This is a genomic window from Shewanella sp. SM101, from assembly GCF_025654465.1.
Classification (GTDB): Bacteria; Pseudomonadota; Gammaproteobacteria; order Enterobacterales; family Shewanellaceae; genus Shewanella; species Shewanella oncorhynchi.
Window position 1 is genome coordinate 17,582 of the sequence record NZ_JAKKRH010000011.1, and the last position, 15,870, is coordinate 33,451.

13 protein-coding genes are annotated in these 15,870 nt (G+C 44.5%); 11 read left to right on the forward strand and 2 right to left on the reverse strand.

The window, feature by feature from the left end; translation table 11 throughout:
- Position 1 precedes the first annotated feature (1 nt).
- The 9 genes from prfC to deoD all read left to right on the forward strand — a co-directional run bounded on the left by prfC (position 2) and on the right by deoD (position 10,040).
- Positions 2–1,573, forward strand: coding sequence for a peptide chain release factor 3 (gene prfC, locus L5M38_RS07820; protein WP_263178726.1), 1,572 nt, complete (start codon positions 2–4; stop codon positions 1,571–1,573).
- Between the two features lie 91 nt (positions 1,574–1,664).
- Positions 1,665–1,868, forward strand: a complete 204-nt coding sequence (locus L5M38_RS07825) for a hypothetical protein (protein WP_168822819.1) — start codon at positions 1,665–1,667, stop codon at positions 1,866–1,868.
- Between the two features lie 10 nt (positions 1,869–1,878).
- A complete protein-coding gene (locus L5M38_RS07830; RefSeq protein ID WP_113939305.1) occupies positions 1,879–2,643 on the forward strand; it encodes a TatD family hydrolase in 765 nt (254 codons plus the stop codon).
- A 176-nt stretch (positions 2,644–2,819) separates the two neighbouring features.
- A complete protein-coding gene (locus L5M38_RS07835) occupies positions 2,820–4,115 on the forward strand; it encodes a NupC/NupG family nucleoside CNT transporter (protein ID WP_113939306.1) in 1,296 nt (431 codons plus the stop codon).
- Between the two features lie 347 nt (positions 4,116–4,462).
- Positions 4,463–5,302 (forward strand): outer membrane protein OmpK, encoded by an 840-nt coding sequence (locus L5M38_RS07840; protein ID WP_113939307.1) that lies wholly within the window; start codon positions 4,463–4,465, stop codon positions 5,300–5,302.
- Between the two features lie 425 nt (positions 5,303–5,727).
- Positions 5,728–6,498, forward strand: coding sequence for a deoxyribose-phosphate aldolase (deoC, locus tag L5M38_RS07845; RefSeq protein ID WP_006086931.1), 771 nt, complete (start codon positions 5,728–5,730; stop codon positions 6,496–6,498).
- Between the two features lie 184 nt (positions 6,499–6,682).
- Positions 6,683–8,014, forward strand: coding sequence for a thymidine phosphorylase (gene deoA / locus L5M38_RS07850; protein ID WP_263178727.1), 1,332 nt, complete (start codon positions 6,683–6,685; stop codon positions 8,012–8,014).
- Between the two features lie 9 nt (positions 8,015–8,023).
- Positions 8,024–9,238 (forward strand): phosphopentomutase, encoded by a 1,215-nt coding sequence (locus L5M38_RS07855; RefSeq protein ID WP_263176276.1) that lies wholly within the window; start codon positions 8,024–8,026, stop codon positions 9,236–9,238.
- 91 nt (positions 9,239–9,329) lie between these two features.
- The gene (deoD, locus tag L5M38_RS07860) at positions 9,330–10,040 is read left to right on the forward strand and encodes a purine-nucleoside phosphorylase (RefSeq protein ID WP_113939310.1); all 711 of its coding nucleotides are present in this window, start codon (positions 9,330–9,332) and stop codon (positions 10,038–10,040) included.
- A gap of 192 nt (positions 10,041–10,232) precedes the next feature.
- Here deoD and L5M38_RS07865 read toward each other — a convergent pair whose 3' ends face one another.
- On the reverse strand, positions 10,233–11,267 hold the full coding sequence (locus L5M38_RS07865) for a YtjB family periplasmic protein (protein WP_263178728.1): 1,035 nt from the start codon (positions 11,265–11,267) through the stop codon (positions 10,233–10,235).
- Between the two features lie 79 nt (positions 11,268–11,346).
- Here L5M38_RS07865 and serB point away from each other — a divergent pair, with 79 nt between their 5' ends.
- Positions 11,347–12,327, forward strand: a complete 981-nt coding sequence (gene serB, locus L5M38_RS07870; protein ID WP_263178729.1) for a phosphoserine phosphatase SerB — start codon at positions 11,347–11,349, stop codon at positions 12,325–12,327.
- 115 nt (positions 12,328–12,442) lie between these two features.
- Positions 12,443–13,429: an alpha/beta fold hydrolase gene (locus L5M38_RS07875; RefSeq protein ID WP_263178730.1), complete on the forward strand. Its 987-nt coding sequence runs from the start codon at positions 12,443–12,445 to the stop codon at positions 13,427–13,429.
- On the opposite strand, the gene L5M38_RS07880 is transcribed toward L5M38_RS07875, so the two are convergent.
- Positions 13,426–15,807 (reverse strand): PilZ domain-containing protein, encoded by a 2,382-nt coding sequence (locus L5M38_RS07880; protein WP_263178731.1) that lies wholly within the window; start codon positions 15,805–15,807, stop codon positions 13,426–13,428. The genes L5M38_RS07875 and L5M38_RS07880 overlap by 4 nt on opposite strands.
- Positions 15,808–15,870 lie beyond the last annotated feature (63 nt).

A 15,870-nucleotide genomic window follows, 5' to 3' on the forward strand; every position in this document is an offset into this window, starting at 1 on the left:
TATGTCTATAGAAATCAATAAGCGACGCACTTTTGCTATTATATCGCACCCCGACGCGGGTAAAACAACCATTACCGAAAAAGTGCTGTTATTCGGAAACGCTTTGCAGAAAGCGGGTACGGTTAAAGGCAAAAAATCGGGTCAGCATGCTAAGTCTGACTGGATGGAAATGGAGAAAGACCGTGGTATTTCTATTACTACGTCTGTCATGCAATTCCCCTATGGTGGCGCCCTTGTTAACCTACTCGATACGCCTGGTCACGAAGACTTCTCTGAAGATACTTATCGTACTCTGACAGCCGTTGACTCATGTTTGATGGTGATCGACTCTGCTAAGGGTGTTGAAGACCGTACGATCAAGTTGATGGAAGTGACACGTCTGCGTGATACGCCGATTGTGACCTTTATGAACAAACTCGACCGCGATATCCGTGATCCTATTGATCTGATGGATGAAGTCGAAAACGTGCTGAATATTGCCTGTGCACCTATTACTTGGCCTATTGGCAGCGGTAAAGAATTTAAAGGTATTTACCACATACTGCGTGATGAAGTGGTGTTGTATCAAGGCGGCATGGGACATACGATCCAAGAGCGTCGAGTGATTAAAGGCATTAATAATCCTGATCTTGAGAAAGCGATTGGCAGTTATGCCGCCGATTTGCGTGATGAGATGGAATTAGTACGTGGCGCGTCGCATGAATTTGACCATGCGGCTTTTTTGAAAGGTGAGTTGACCCCAGTGTTCTTCGGTACTGCGCTAGGTAACTTTGGTGTGGACCATATTCTTGACGGCATCGTCGAGTGGGCACCTAAGCCATTACCGCGCGAAAGCGATACACGCGTTATCATGCCTGATGAAGAAAAATTCACCGGTTTCGTGTTCAAGATCCAAGCAAACATGGATCCAAAACACCGTGACCGTGTCGCCTTTATGCGTGTGTGTTCTGGCCGTTACGAGCAAGGCATGAAAATGCACCATGTGCGTATTGGTAAAGATGTTAACGTTAGCGATGCATTGACCTTTATGGCGGGCGATCGTGAGCGTGCTGAAGAAGCTTATCCCGGCGATATCATCGGCTTACATAACCATGGCACTATCCGTATTGGCGATACGTTTACCCAAGGTGAAAAATTCCGTTTCACTGGCGTACCTAACTTCGCCCCTGAAATGTTCCGCCGTATTCGTCTGCGTGATCCGCTTAAACAGAAACAGCTCTTAAAAGGCTTAGTACAGTTATCTGAAGAAGGTGCTGTACAAGTATTCCGCCCAATTGATACTAACGATTTGATTGTTGGCGCTGTGGGTGTACTGCAGTTTGAAGTGGTTGTTGGTCGTCTGAAGAGTGAATATAACGTCGAAGCTATTTACGAAGGTATTAGCGTGTCTACCGCTCGCTGGGTTTATTGTAAGGATGAGCGTAAGCTTGAAGAGTTCCGCCGTAAGTGTAGCCAAAACTTGGCTCTCGATGGTGGCGATAACTTAACCTATATAGCACCAACTATGGTTAACCTTAATCTTTCGATGGAAAGATATCCTGATATTGAGTTTGCGAAAACCCGCGAACACTAATAGGGTTCGGTCTAGAATAGTTGTTGAAATGGCGGTGAATTCACCGCCATTTTTGTATCTAATGAAAACTAAAAATCGGTTCTGGATGTGAATGATGGCGAATTGGATCACAAAAACATGGCAGGCTTATATTCATTGGTGCGACCGAATGGGGCTGACACCTGAAAATCGTCGCTGTTGCATGCCGCGCCTTGAAGATCCTCCATTAGCGGTAAAATGCGTCAAAGCTTTGGTGGTTGACGAAACGGTATCGCCACCTGAACCTCATTCAATTGGTAAATCGACCGCAGAGTGAGGCATTTACTGTGATTGATACCCACGCCCATTTGGATTTTGCTGAGTTTGATGTTGACCGCGACGATGTGGTGTTGCGAATGCACAGTGTTGGCGTAGATAATCTGATTATTCCCGGTGTGTCGCCGCAGCACTGGCACAAACAGCTCGCCGTTGCCGAACAATACCAAACTTATTTTGCCCTTGGTATTCATCCTTGGTTTTGTCCAGAGGATGTTGATGCTGGGATCTTAGCATTAACATCTCAAGTTTCTGCGTTACTAGAATGTCCTCGCTTTGTTGCTATTGGTGAATGTGGCTTAGATAAGCTCTATTCCTCAACGTGGCCTCAGCAGCTCGCATTTTTTGAGGCACAATTAGCTTTAGCTAAGTCCGTTAATCTGCCAGTTATTATTCATAGCGTAAAAGCACATTCAGAGGTTTTAGAGTGTTTGAAAAAGTATCAATTGCCTAGAGGCGGTGTGATACATGCTTTTTCTGGCAGTACTGAAATTGCACTGGAATATATCAAATTAGGTTTTAAGCTGGGAATTGGTGGTTTGATTATGAACCCTAATGCTAAAAAATTGCTCAAAACTGTCAGCGAATTACCACTTCAGCACTTCATACTTGAGACTGACTCTCCTGCAATGACACCGATAAATGTTACTGAAAAACGTAACCAGCCCGCTAACCTTGTTCTTTTTATAGACAAAATTGCCAATTTGCAAAAAAAATCAAGTGTTCTAATATCAGAACACTTGGTGTCGAATGTAATGCAACTGTTTGACCTTTAGCTGTTTTTAAATAAACAGGTGTAGGTCGCACTAGCATTCTGCACTAAGCGATTGAAATTAAACTCCAAAAATATGATCAAAACGACGATTTTCGACTTTGCCTCGGGTATAATCTGACTCGGAAATAGGTTGATTAACAACATAATTAAAAAGTGTTAACAATAGGGTGATGGTTAATGGATATATTAATGAGTTTAGTAGGGGTGGTCACCCTACTTGCGATAGGTTTCCTCCTATCGAATAACAAAAAAGCAATTAATTTACGTACAGTGGGTGGCGCGTTAGCTATCCAAGCTGCCTTCGGTGGTTTTGTACTGTATGTTCCAGTTGGTAAAGACATTCTGAAAGGGATGTCTGATGCGGTTTCTAGCGTTATTGGTTACGCACAAAACGGTATCGGTTTCCTGTTTGGTGATTTAGCTAACTTCAAACTTGGCTTTATCTTCGCAGTTAACGTGTTACCCGTTATTGTGTTCTTCTCTTCTCTGATTGCGGTTCTATATTACTTAGGCGTTATGCAGTGGATCATCCGTATCATCGGTGGTGGTTTACAAAAAGCATTGGGCACAAGCCGTACTGAATCTATGTCAGCAACTGCTAACATCTTCGTTGGTCAGACTGAAGCCCCATTAGTGGTTCGCCCATTCATTCCAACTATGACGCAGTCTGAACTGTTTGCGATCATGGTGGGTGGTTTGGCATCAATCGCGGGTTCAGTATTGGCTGGTTACGCGCAGATGGGTGTACCTATCGAATACTTAGTTGCCGCTTCATTCATGGCAGCACCAGGTGGTCTATTAATGGCTAAACTGATGCACCCTGAAACTGAAGCAGCTAAAAATGACATGAGCGATTTACCAGAAGATCCTGACAAACCAGCTAACGTATTAGACGCCGCTGCTGCAGGTGCTTCATCTGGTATGCATTTAGCCTTAAACGTAGGCGCTATGTTGTTAGCCTTCGTTGGTTTGATCGCTATGGTCAACGGCATTATTGGTGGTGTGGGTGGTTGGTTTGGCGTTGAAGGTTTAACACTTGAACTGATCCTTGGCTATGTGTTTATGCCATTAGCATTCCTTATCGGTGTGCCTTGGAATGAAGCATTAGTAGCAGGTTCTTTCATCGGTCAAAAGATCATTGTTAACGAATTCGTTGCTTACTTAAACTTTGCTCCATATATCTCTGATGCTGCCACGGCTTGTACAGCAGTAGCTGCTGAAGTTGTTAAAGGCCTGCCGTTATGCGTTGCTGAAACTCAAGCTGTGATGACTCATAGAACACAAGCGATTATTTCGTTTGCTCTGTGTGGTTTCGCTAACTTGTCTTCAATCGCGATTCTGCTTGGTGGTTTAGGTGCTATGGCTCCTAACCGTCGTCATGATTTAGCTACAATGGGTATTCGTGCGGTTATCGCCGGCTCTTTAGCTAACTTAATGAGCGCAACACTTGCTGGTTTGTTCTTAGCTATCTAAGTAACAACAGCAGGGGGAAACCCCACTAACTGGGTCCTGACCATGCAGGGCAGGGCCTAAGTTAATTCAACCATTTTCCAGTAGTGATTCCTGTAGTGAATAGTTTCTCCAATTGAAAGACACAGAATGCAACCGAAGTGTAGCTGTCATTCTGTCTTAAATGTCGTGAGTCTACGCTTACGTTAATTAATCGTAATGCAGAAGTCGCGACTTTGTTCACAATTAAGAATTTTGTGTTTGTGATTTTACGCTAGATTATTGAGATTTTTTTTAATCTAGGTAGAATGCGAACGCCACAAAAAGAACGCTACCCTCGATGGTAGCAAACAAGATAAATGGGGTTGATGATGAAAAACGTTAAAACTTTAGCTTTAGCCGCTACTGCAGTAGCAGCAATCTCTGGCAACGCATTTGCTGCTGATCGTACTGATCTTCACGGTACTGATTATAAGTGGATGCAGTTCAACGCTATGTACTCTATTGGTGAAAAGCCAGATAACCCAGCAACAGGCGATCAACACAACTATTTAGAAATGGAATTCGGCGGTCGTTCTGGCGTATTCGATCTATACGGTTATGTTGACGTATTCAACTTAGCAAACCAATCAAGCAGCAACGGTGACAAGAACCCAGGTTCTGGCACAAGCAAAATTTTCATGAAGTTTGCTCCACGTGTGTCTATCGATGCTTTGACTGGTAAAGACTTATCTTTTGGCCCAGTTCAAGAAGTTTACTTCTCTACTCTGTTCAACTGGGACGGTCTGAATGGTGAAGGCGTTAACTCTTCATTCTGGGGTGTTGGTGCTGATGTAAACGTGCCTTGGTTAGGCAAAACAGGTATGAACCTATATGGTTTCTACGACCTGAATGCTAAAGAGTGGAACGGATATCAGTTCTCTGCTAACTGGTTCAAACCTTTCTACTTCTTTGATAACAAGAGCTTCCTGTCATTCCAAGGTTACATCGATTATCAATTCGGTGCAGATGAAGACCAAGCTGCTTTCGTACCAAAAACGTCAAACGGTGGTAACATCTTCTTCGGCCTATACTGGCATTCAGATCGTTATGCTCTGGGCTATGGCTTGAAAGGCTTCAAAGACGTTTATCTGTTAGAAGATGGTGCTGGTGCACTAGCTCTAGAATCAACAGGTTGGTCACACTACCTGTCAGCTACTTACAAGTTCTAATTTCTTGTAATACTAGTTGCCTGTTGGAGCCGCATTATGCGGCTCCATCTTTAGTTTTACCATGAGTCTTTATCTAAGCCTATTAGGCTAACAAGCGGGTTTATATAAAGGTTTGTGTTTTTCTCGCGCTAAAATGGATTTTTCGCGGAAAAGTAGGAGCAAGATTTTATTCGTATCCTCTCTTCCGGTCTTCAAGGATTCAAGTCGTGGTCACTTATAAGTTATTTTAAGTGTCAGGATGCCTATTGCTCTTTATGACTTAGGCAAGATTGAATACCTACAACAAGGTAGTTTGTACAAGCAAATTACTCGGCACCGCCTGAAGGCCCGGCCATATAAAAATAATCAAAATAATGCCACCTCTCAAGCGTTGCTGTTATGCGACTGATTTCTATTCATTTAATTTTTATTTTTGGAGAGCTATTATGACTGATTTAAAAAAAGCAGCACAACGCGCCATTGAGTTAATGGACTTAACAACTTTGAATGATGACGACACAGATCAAAAAGTGATCGACCTGTGCCACAAAGCGAAAACGGCTGCGGGCAATACTGCCGCTATCTGCATTTACCCACGTTTCATCCCGATTGCACGCAAGACGTTAGATGAAATCGGTGCTGAAGATATCCAAATCGCCACTGTGACTAACTTTCCCCATGGCAATGATGACATTGCCATTGCTGTGCTAGAAACTCGCGCAGCTGTTGCCTATGGTGCCGACGAAGTTGACGTGGTATTCCCATACCGCGCACTGATGGAAGGCAATGAAACAATTGGTTTTGAATTAGTTAAAGCCTGTAAAGAAGCCTGTGGTGAAGTCTTGTTAAAAGTCATCATCGAATCTGGCGTGTTAGCTGATCCTGCACTTATCCGCCGTGCATCAGAGCTTTCAATCGATGCAGGTGCTGACTTTATCAAAACCTCTACTGGTAAAGTGCCTGTAAACGCCACACTTGAAGCGGCTGAAATCATGTTAACTGTGATCAGCGAGAAGAATACCCAAGTAGGCTTCAAGCCTGCCGGTGGTGTGCGTGATGCTGCACAAGCGGCTGAATTCCTCGGTGTTGCTGAGCGTATTTTAGGTGCTGATTGGGTTTCACCACGTACCTTTAGATTTGGTGCTTCAAGTTTACTTAACAGCTTGTTACACACACTAGAATTAGCTGATGCGCCTAAGCCGACTCAAGGCTATTAATTGCAAACTATCGCTGATTAATACTATCAGCGTATAGCGAGCCTAATTAAGTGTGACCTAAATCTATTTGGCAAACTCAAAACTTCGATAGTATGAACTTGTAATATTGCTACAGTTTTGATGTTTCATTGCAAAGATAAGCACTAGCGACATGGTTGTTAGTGCTTATCTTGGAGGCAGTATCATGTTTCTAGCTCAAGAGATTATTCGTAAAAAACGTAATGGTTTAGCGCTAAGTTCCGCAGAAATACAGTTTTTTGTTCAAGGTATCACTACTAACGCAGTCTCAGAAGGTCAGATTGCCGCATTAGGCATGGCTGTGTACTTTAATGACATGAATATGGATGAAAGAATCGCTTTAACGACAGCGATGCGTGATTCTGGCACTGTACTTAATTGGCAATCATTGGGACTCAATGGCCCTGTTATCGACAAACACAGCACTGGCGGTGTGGGCGATGTGATTAGCCTTATGCTTGGCCCTATGGCTGCGGCTTGTGGTGGTTATGTGCCTATGATTTCTGGGCGTGGCCTAGGTCATACGGGCGGCACGCTCGATAAGTTTGATGCCATTCCGGGTTATCAAACTGAGCCATCAAGTGAATTGTTCCGTAAAGTGGTTAAAGAAGTCGGTGTGGCGATTATTGGCCAAACAGGCGATCTCGTTCCTGCCGACAAACGTTTCTATTCTATCCGCGATAATACCGCCACCGTTGAATCCATTTCCCTCATCACTGCGTCGATTTTGTCTAAGAAATTAGCCTGTAATTTAGATGCGTTGGCGATGGACGTGAAAGTCGGTAGCGGCGCCTTTATGCCAACCTATGAAGCATCGGAAGAATTAGCTCGCAGTATTGCAGCTGTTGCTAATGGCGCGGGCACTAAAACGACAGCTTTGCTTACCGATATGAATCAAGTGCTTGCATCTTGCGCAGGTAACGCGGTTGAAGTGAAAGAAGCCATCGACTTTTTAACGGGTGTTTACCGTAACCCGCGTTTATATGAAGTCACTATGGGTCTTTGCGCTGAGATGTTGCTTCTGGGCGGTCTTGCAAGCAATGAAGCCGACGCTCGCGCTAAACTGAATCGTGTGCTCGATAATGGTCGCGCTGCAGAACTTTTTGGCAAGATGGTGTCGGGTCTTGGTGGTCCAGTCGATTTTGTTGAAAACTACAGTAAATACCTACCGCAGTCACAAATTATTCGTCCAGTTTTTGCCGATATGCAAGGTTATGCCTATAGCATGGATACCCGTGAATTAGGTTTAGCGGTTGTGACCTTAGGTGGCGGCCGCCGTAAGCCCGGTGATGCACTAGACTATAGTGTTGGCTTAACTCAAGTGTGTGCTTTAGGCGATAAAGTAGATTCATCGACTCCGATTGCCGTTATCCATGCACAGTCTGAAGCTGCCTTCGCGGAAGCTGAACTTGCGGTGAAAAAAGCGATTCACATTGGTGAAACCGCTCCAGAAAAAACACCTGAGATCTATGCCTATATTCGTGCATCGGACCTTTAAGGAAGAATTATGAAACGTACCATTATTATGATGTTGGACTCCTTTGGAGTCGGTGCTTCTGCTGATGCAGCAAGCTTTGGTGATGTCGGTTCCGATACCTTTGGTCATATTGCTAAAGCATGCGCCGAAGGCAAAGCCGATATTGGCCGTGAAGGCCCGCTGAAATTACCTAACTTAGCGCGCTTAGGTTTAGGCCATGCAGCGATGGAAAGTACTGGCGCCTTTGCACCCGGTTTTGGCGATAATGTTGAGCTGATTGGTGCTTATGGTCATGCACAAGAGTTAAGTTCGGGTAAAGATACGCCGAGCGGTCACTGGGAGATGGCGGGCGTGCCCGTACTATTCGAGTGGGGTTATTTCAGCGAGCACCAAAATTCTTTCCCTAAAGAACTGACGGATAATATCTTAGCCCGTGCAGGTCTGGATGGATTCTTAGGTAATTGCCATGCCTCAGGTACAACCATTTTAGAAGAGTTAGGCGAAGAGCACATGCGCTCTGGCAAGCCTATTTTCTACACCTCTGCTGATTCAGTATTCCAAATCGCTTGTCATGAAGAAACCTTCGGTTTAGACAATCTCTATCGTCTTTGCGAAATAACCCGTGAAGAGTTAGAGCCTTACAACATAGGTCGCGTCATTGCCCGTCCATTTGATGGTACTGGTCCAAGTGATTTTGCCCGTACCGGCAATCGTAAGGATTATTCGCTCGCGCCACCTGCAAAAACTGTACTCGATAAGCTGAAAGAGGCTGGCGGTGAAGTGGTGAGTGTAGGCAAGATTGCCGACATTTATGCTTACTGTGGTATCACTAAAAAAGTGAAGGCGAACGGCTTAGAAGCACTTTTCGATGCGACTTTAGCCGAAGTGAAATCTGCGGGTGATAACACTATAGTGTTTACTAACTTCGTTGATTTCGACTCTCACTACGGTCATCGCCGTGATGTTGCTGGCTACGCCAAAGGGCTAGAATATTTTGATGCCCGTTTGCCTGAAATGCTCGCATTATTAGGTGAAGACGATCTGCTGATTTTAACGGCGGATCACGGTTGCGATCCAACATGGCAAGGCACGGATCATACCCGTGAATATGTGCCAGTATTAGCCTTTGGCGCTGGATTGAAAGCGGGATCGCTGGGTCGTCGTAATAGCTTTGCCGATATCGGCCAATCTATTGCGAGCCACTTTAAGCTTGAACCTATGGCCTATGGCGAATCGTTCCTTTAGGCAAATTAGCATTTATTTCGATTTGGCGGCTGACATTTGCCGTCAGTAAACAAAGACTTAAGTCTTAATAAAATAAACAGGGGTTATTTCGATGGCAACACCACACATTAATGCTGTAGAGGGCGCATTCGCTGAGACAATGCTGTTTCCAGGCGATCCATTACGTGCAAAATATATTGCTGAAACATTCTTAGAAAATGTTGAGCAAGTGACTGATGTTCGAAACATGCTAGGTTTTACTGGTACTTACAAAGGTAAGCGTATTTCAGTAATGGGTTCTGGCATGGGCATTCCTTCATGCTCTATCTATGCAACTGAATTAATTCGTGATTACGGCGTTAAGAACCTGATCCGTGTGGGTACTTGTGGTGCGATCAGCACTGACGTTAAAGTACGTGACGTGATCATCGGTATGGGTGCATGTACTGATTCAGCGGTTAACCGTTTACGTTTTAAAGGCCAAGATTTTGCCGCTATCGCTAACTATGAGCTGATGAATGCGGTTATCGAATCTGCGAAAGCTCGTGGCACTAAAGTTCGCGTAGGTAACATTTTCTCTGCGGACCTGTTCTACACTCCTGATCCACAAATGTTTGACGTGATGGAGAAGATGGGCGTATTAGGCGTAGAAATGGAAGCGGCTGGTTTGTACGGCGTTGCCCATGAGTTTGGTGCACGTGCCCTGTGCGTAGTGACTGTATCTGACCACATCCGCACCGGTGAAAAGACTTCTGCAGAAGAACGTCAAACCACATTCAATGATATGATCATCATGACATTAGAAGCGGCTATTACACTGTAACTGTTATTCTGTAAGAGTGTGCTACTGAAAAAAGGGTTCGCAATGCGAACCCTTTTTTTATGCCAATTTTTAGCGGCTGTTCTATTCGACTTTGTAATTAATGGTTTGGTTATTAGAAATTGCTTGTTTATGGCTTATCTAGAGCTTAGCTATCAATAGATTAGTGATTTACCTTATCTATCGAAATAGAGATTAACCTGTTGAATCTGTGTCGAGATCACTTGGTTCACTGGGTGTTTTTGGCGTCGAGGTTTCGGCTGCAGCGGCTGTTGCTTTAGTCGCGTGTTTTACCCGACGGACACTTTTCACTTTAGGTTTAACCTTAACAGGTACCGCTTGTTCCGCATCGTTTGCCGCGTTTTCAACTGTTGTATTATCCTGTAATTCCAATGATTTTTCTGACGTTTTTTCGGCCTTAGTTTGCACACTGGTCTGAGTGAGCTTATCGGTATTTGCCTCTGTCACTGCTTTTGGCGCCTTAGTGGGTTTAGCCGCTTTTTCTTGTGGATTATCAGTGGTCGACACTGTTTGATCTTCGGTTAGCTCTTGCGCCAAACCATCATTAACACTTTCTGATGGCTCTTCAGCTATGGATCGTTTCTTAGGTTTTTTCGGCGCTTGACGCAACTTAACCCGAAAGCGGCGGCGGTCGAAGTCGGCACGTTTGAAAGACAAAGAGCGCGAAAGCAACATACCAATCAAGCCTGCAACCAACAGCATGATTTGTTGTTGCTCCATGTTTAAATTATGGGCTTCTTTGATTTCGTTGAAAAATAACTTGGTATCAAGCCTAACTTCGACATAACCTAGATTTTTCCCTTCTTGGATCACGGGCTCTACATAGGGAGGATATTTGCTTAGCAGCAAATTCATATCTTCAGAGTCAGGATCAACTACATCCTTAGTGATGCTTTGAGCGAAGGATAGCCGCATGCCTTGGTCACTGAAGATGGCGGCGGACATCACCTTAGGATCTTCCACTAAAGCGCTGGCGAGCCATTGCAACTGCTCATCATTTTGCAGTTGTAGCGCGGGTGCGGCACCATAAGCGGTTTGCTGTACCAGTAATCTGGCCATCTTTTGAGTTTGGGACTTTAGAAGCAGCTGACCTTGTAGTAGGCTTGTTTGCCACAATTGCACTAAGCCGAATATTAAGGCGAATGCGGCGGCAATTTGGATCAGTCTACTGATTTTATGGCTTTTCTTTAGCCCTTTAAGATATAACACTTTGACCCTTAAAATGTAGAGCGCTTGCCTAATCATAATTGATTCTGAGTGAGCCCGATAGTTGGAGAATTTAAGTCCGATGGAAAGCTTGAACCAAGATGCGCTTTTTTTGTGGTTAGTCTCTGGCCATTCCCCAAGGTTTGAACGCCAAGGGCAAGTGTTTGAACGTTATCAAGAGTCAGCAAACCCCGCTGGTGTTTCACGTGTGCGAATTATTTATCAAGATGCTGTGGTAGAGGCGACAATATCGGCATGGATAGCGCAATTACCTCAGTCTAACGTTATCGGTATCGCCCATATCGAACGACAAGTTGGTTTACATTGTATCGAGTTGGCACTGGTAAATTTGCCTTCTCAGGCGCAGTTAGCGACATTCCCGCAGTCTTTAGCTGAACTGCATGTCATCAATTTTGATTTACCTCGCTTGAATCATCCCGGTTTATTAGTGATGGATATGGATTCCACTGCGATTCAGATTGAATGTATTGATGAATTAGCGGCCATGGCAGGCGTGGGTGAGCGCGTGGCGGCGATTACTGAACGTGCTATGCAAGGTGAGCTAGATTTTGAGCAGAGTTTGCGTCAGCGTGTGGCACAGCTTAAGGGCGCCGATGCCAGTATTATCACGACATTGTGCGACAACTTGCCTTTGATGCCTGGGCTTGAGCTTATGCTTTTAGAGCTTAAATCACATGGCTGGCGTTTAGTGGTTGCATCTGGCGGCTTTACGCCTTTTGTTGGCCATTTAAAACAGCTTCTAAACTTAGATGCGGCTTTTGCTAATGAGTTAGTGATCACTGACGGTAAACTTGCGGGTGAAGTAACAGGTAAAGTTGTGGATGCGCAGTTTAAAGCGGATGTGGTTGAGCGTTGCAGTGAGCAGTGGCAAATTCCAAAAGGCCAAAGAGTCGCGATCGGCGATGGCGCGAATGATATTCCTATGGTGATGGCAGCGGATTTTGGTATCGCTTTCCATGCCAAACTTAAGCTGGCAGCGGCGGCGGATGCCAATATTCGTCACCTCGACCTGCGGGTTCTACCTTACCTGCTACAAATCTAGGTTATTCATTTATTTAAATATAAGTCTGGATAGAGACTGAGTTAGAGTAATGACTCTTGTCTTTTATTGATGAGCTGGTAGTTTAGGGATATTGATAAACTACCAGTGACTTATTTTGACTCAGCTCGCCCAAGGCTCAATTTCGACCATTTCACAGTCTTCAATCTACCTGCCGTACCGCGATGGTCAACTGCATCTACGCCAGTTATTACCGGCTGCGCCTGATTTTTCTAAAACGCCTATCCTCATGCTTCATGGTGCTATGTCTAACGGTCGAGTGTTTTATAGCCAGAGTGGCCGTGGTCTTGGTTGTTATTTAGCGAAGGCGGGATTTGTGGTGTATGTGCTGGATACTGCAGGAAGAGGGCTCAGCTTGCCTAAAATCGATCGTGATTTTACCTTAGGGCAGGGTGAAGTGATCCGCGAGCAGTTACCTTTAGTGCAGCAGGCGATTCTCGATTTACATCAAAAAGTCTGCCAAGAGCAGACGGCTCGTAAAGCCGTGGCGCCTTCGCAGGTGCATTGGTGTGCCCATTCATGGGGCGGCGTGTTGATGGCGAGTAGTTTGGCCCGATATCCTGATTTGCAGCAAAGCGTTCGTTCACTGCTTACTTTCGGTAGCAAACGGACAATTCGGGTTAAGTCCTTCAAAAAGTGGTTAATGGTTGATGTTTTTTGGAATCGTTTAGCGCCAGGTTTAGCGATGGGCCAAGGTTACCTCGCCGCCGATAAGCTGCGCATTGGTATGGACAATGAAAGTCGCGCCTCATTAGTTCAAAGTATCGATTGGGTGCGGGGCGATTGGATCGATCACGATGATGGGTTTGATTATGCGAAAGCGGCAAAGCGTGCTCATTGGCCACCGGCTTGGTTTATCTCAGGGCAAAACGATACTGTGTTGGGGCATCCAGAAGATGTGGCGGATATGGTCGTAGAGTGTGGCTTTAAACTGGCTAAATCGACGCTTCTCTCTAAGGATAATGGCTTTAAGCATGACTATGGTCATGCAGATATGCTGACGCATTTAGATGCCACCAGTGATCATTTTCCTAAGATAAGGGATTGGTATTTAAGTTTTGATCTGGCGGTATTGAACAATTAAGACTGCTTTTTATGAAGTACTGGGTATCTTAATTCGACTTCTTGGGTAATATCTAACAGTTCGCCGACACCAATCACACGCCATAACTGTTCTTCTAACTGCTTAGCTTTATGGTTTGCATGAATATTAATGTATTCCAATTCACGGCGTAGGTAGTTCATGTCTGGCTTCTCTGTCGCGCCGCGATAAATGCGTAGGGCGAGGAACCTGCCTAATGCATTGCTCTGATTGATAAAGGTTATCTGTGCTTCGACATCACCGATTTCAGTTGCAAGAGTGCACTTTAAAAAGATTTTTCCGCGAGATTGGCGAATTAACTGAATAAACACTTCAATAAAATCCATGTCCTGTTGGGGTTTCATTTGGCGGATAGGTTCGAGAATATCTCGCTTAAAAAAACCGTCTTTTAGCAGTGGCGCTAAATTATATTGCAGAGTATCTGAGGTGCCCGCGGCAAAAATATCGCTGATCTCATCCTGTTGTGTACCAACGCCTAAACAAGCGACTTGGGCAGATTTTGTCGTTTTTTCAACAAAATAGGGCACAGAATGTAAATCATGCATCAAAATATTTTTTAAACCATCGGCAAGTTCTTTGATTTCACTATTGTTTTCGGTGAGTTGCTCTAATTTTTCTTTGTTATGGGCAATAAGTTTATTTAAAAATTCCACTCCAATATGGGGTGTATGACCCATAACGGCGGTTAAATGCAAGGTTACACCATTCTTGCGGGTACGCACTAAGCGGTAGGGGAGGTTATCTAGCTGTGTTTTGCCTGCAATGGTTTGGAGCTTTGGGAAGCTTAACAGTAGTGGTTTATTTGATGAAAAATCTGCAGGATTATCCAAGGTTAATTGCATGCCTCGGCTTGAAATATCTAAAGTAATGCCCGTGGCTTTGTGCTTGTCTTGAGTCACATTGACTAAGGTTTTAAAGGCGAAACGCGCTTCTTGGCGTCGCTCGCTAAACTGCATGGAAACTAACTTAATTTGATTGGTGGTCAGTCTTTGTTGACCAAAGGTTTTTAGGGCGTTGGCATTACTATCGTCTTGCCAAGCTTTGTAATGGCCTCTGGTATCTTCGTTGCTGATTTCGATGAGCTGAAGCAAATGGCTAAATTGTGATAATTGTTGTTCGACCAATGGGCTAAATTTTGCTTCATCTCCGGGGAGGGTCGCACGTCGATAACCCTTATCATGATAAATTTTATCTTGGGTGACTTTGAAGATCCGCCAGCTGGGCTTGGTCGATGCAAAGCCTAAAAATAAAGGCATCATGCCCTTAGCTTTAAGCTCTGCTAAGGTGGCAGAGTAAAAATATAAGCAACCTTGGGCATTATAGGTAAAGCTAAAAAATAGCCCATGGTCGGGATTTTCAGGATGATTAAGTAGCGCAGATAAACGGCTTGGTGTCAGCATAGCTGGTAACTGGTTCACATCATTTTCATCTTGAAAATAATGCACTATCTGCTGGTTATCTCGGCTGAGTAGCATGTGGCTCAAACCTTGAGTTTGAGTATTGAAATATAAAGGTAAGTGCGGCAAATGGGGTAAATAATGACGCTCAAATCCAAGCCCTGTTGCTGTGACTATCACATCATTCACATCTACTTTGTAACGCAGTTTGTAGCCGCGGATTAAATTGCCAAGCATTTCACTTAAGGCTTCGCTGCCCCCAATACGCTTGAGTCTTAACCAAATATATTCGCCATTGGTTTGGCTATCGACAACCTCATAGTCAACACCGAGCTGGAGATCGGGATAGTAAAACTCTTCACTGAGTTCCAGTAACTTTATTTTTAGGGGATGGTCGAGATCGAAGGGATGGTTAGCTGCAAGGCGAATACGGGCACCACCTACGGATAAATCTGCAGTTATCCCTTGTACTTCACCACGGCCGGTTTGCGATGCTGCGATGCGAATACTGTAATTCATTCGCTCTTCTGTGCGGTTGAAATAACTGCCTAATACCACGCCGGGCACCATAAAAGGCTCTGATTCTGCGGCCTCTACCTGCGTGACATTTTGGCGCAACTTTAACCGACGTTGTTGGTGAGCATTGAGCACATACTCGTATACTCCCAAGGTATATTGGTTGCGAAACAGTGACATGGCCTCATGCATACTGTTTTTGGCGGGTTCATCTAAAAAATGTCGCTGTTGACCTAACATCACTTCAACACAAGGAAGCTCAGATTTATCCCTGAGATCGATAATTCGCGTGCATGGTGAAGCCAAACGACTGAGTTCCATTTTCACTAGAAAACGGGTCGAATTGGTTTCATCTATCGTCAGCTGCTGGAAAATCTCATGGAAGTTAGGTTCCATGAGCAATGGCTTGAGCTGTTCGATGAGTGCACTATGGTTATCTAGACTCATGTAGGGTTCTTTTTAATGCTTATTTTGTATTGGGCTGTTAGTCTTATGTCGGCAGTATTCGCA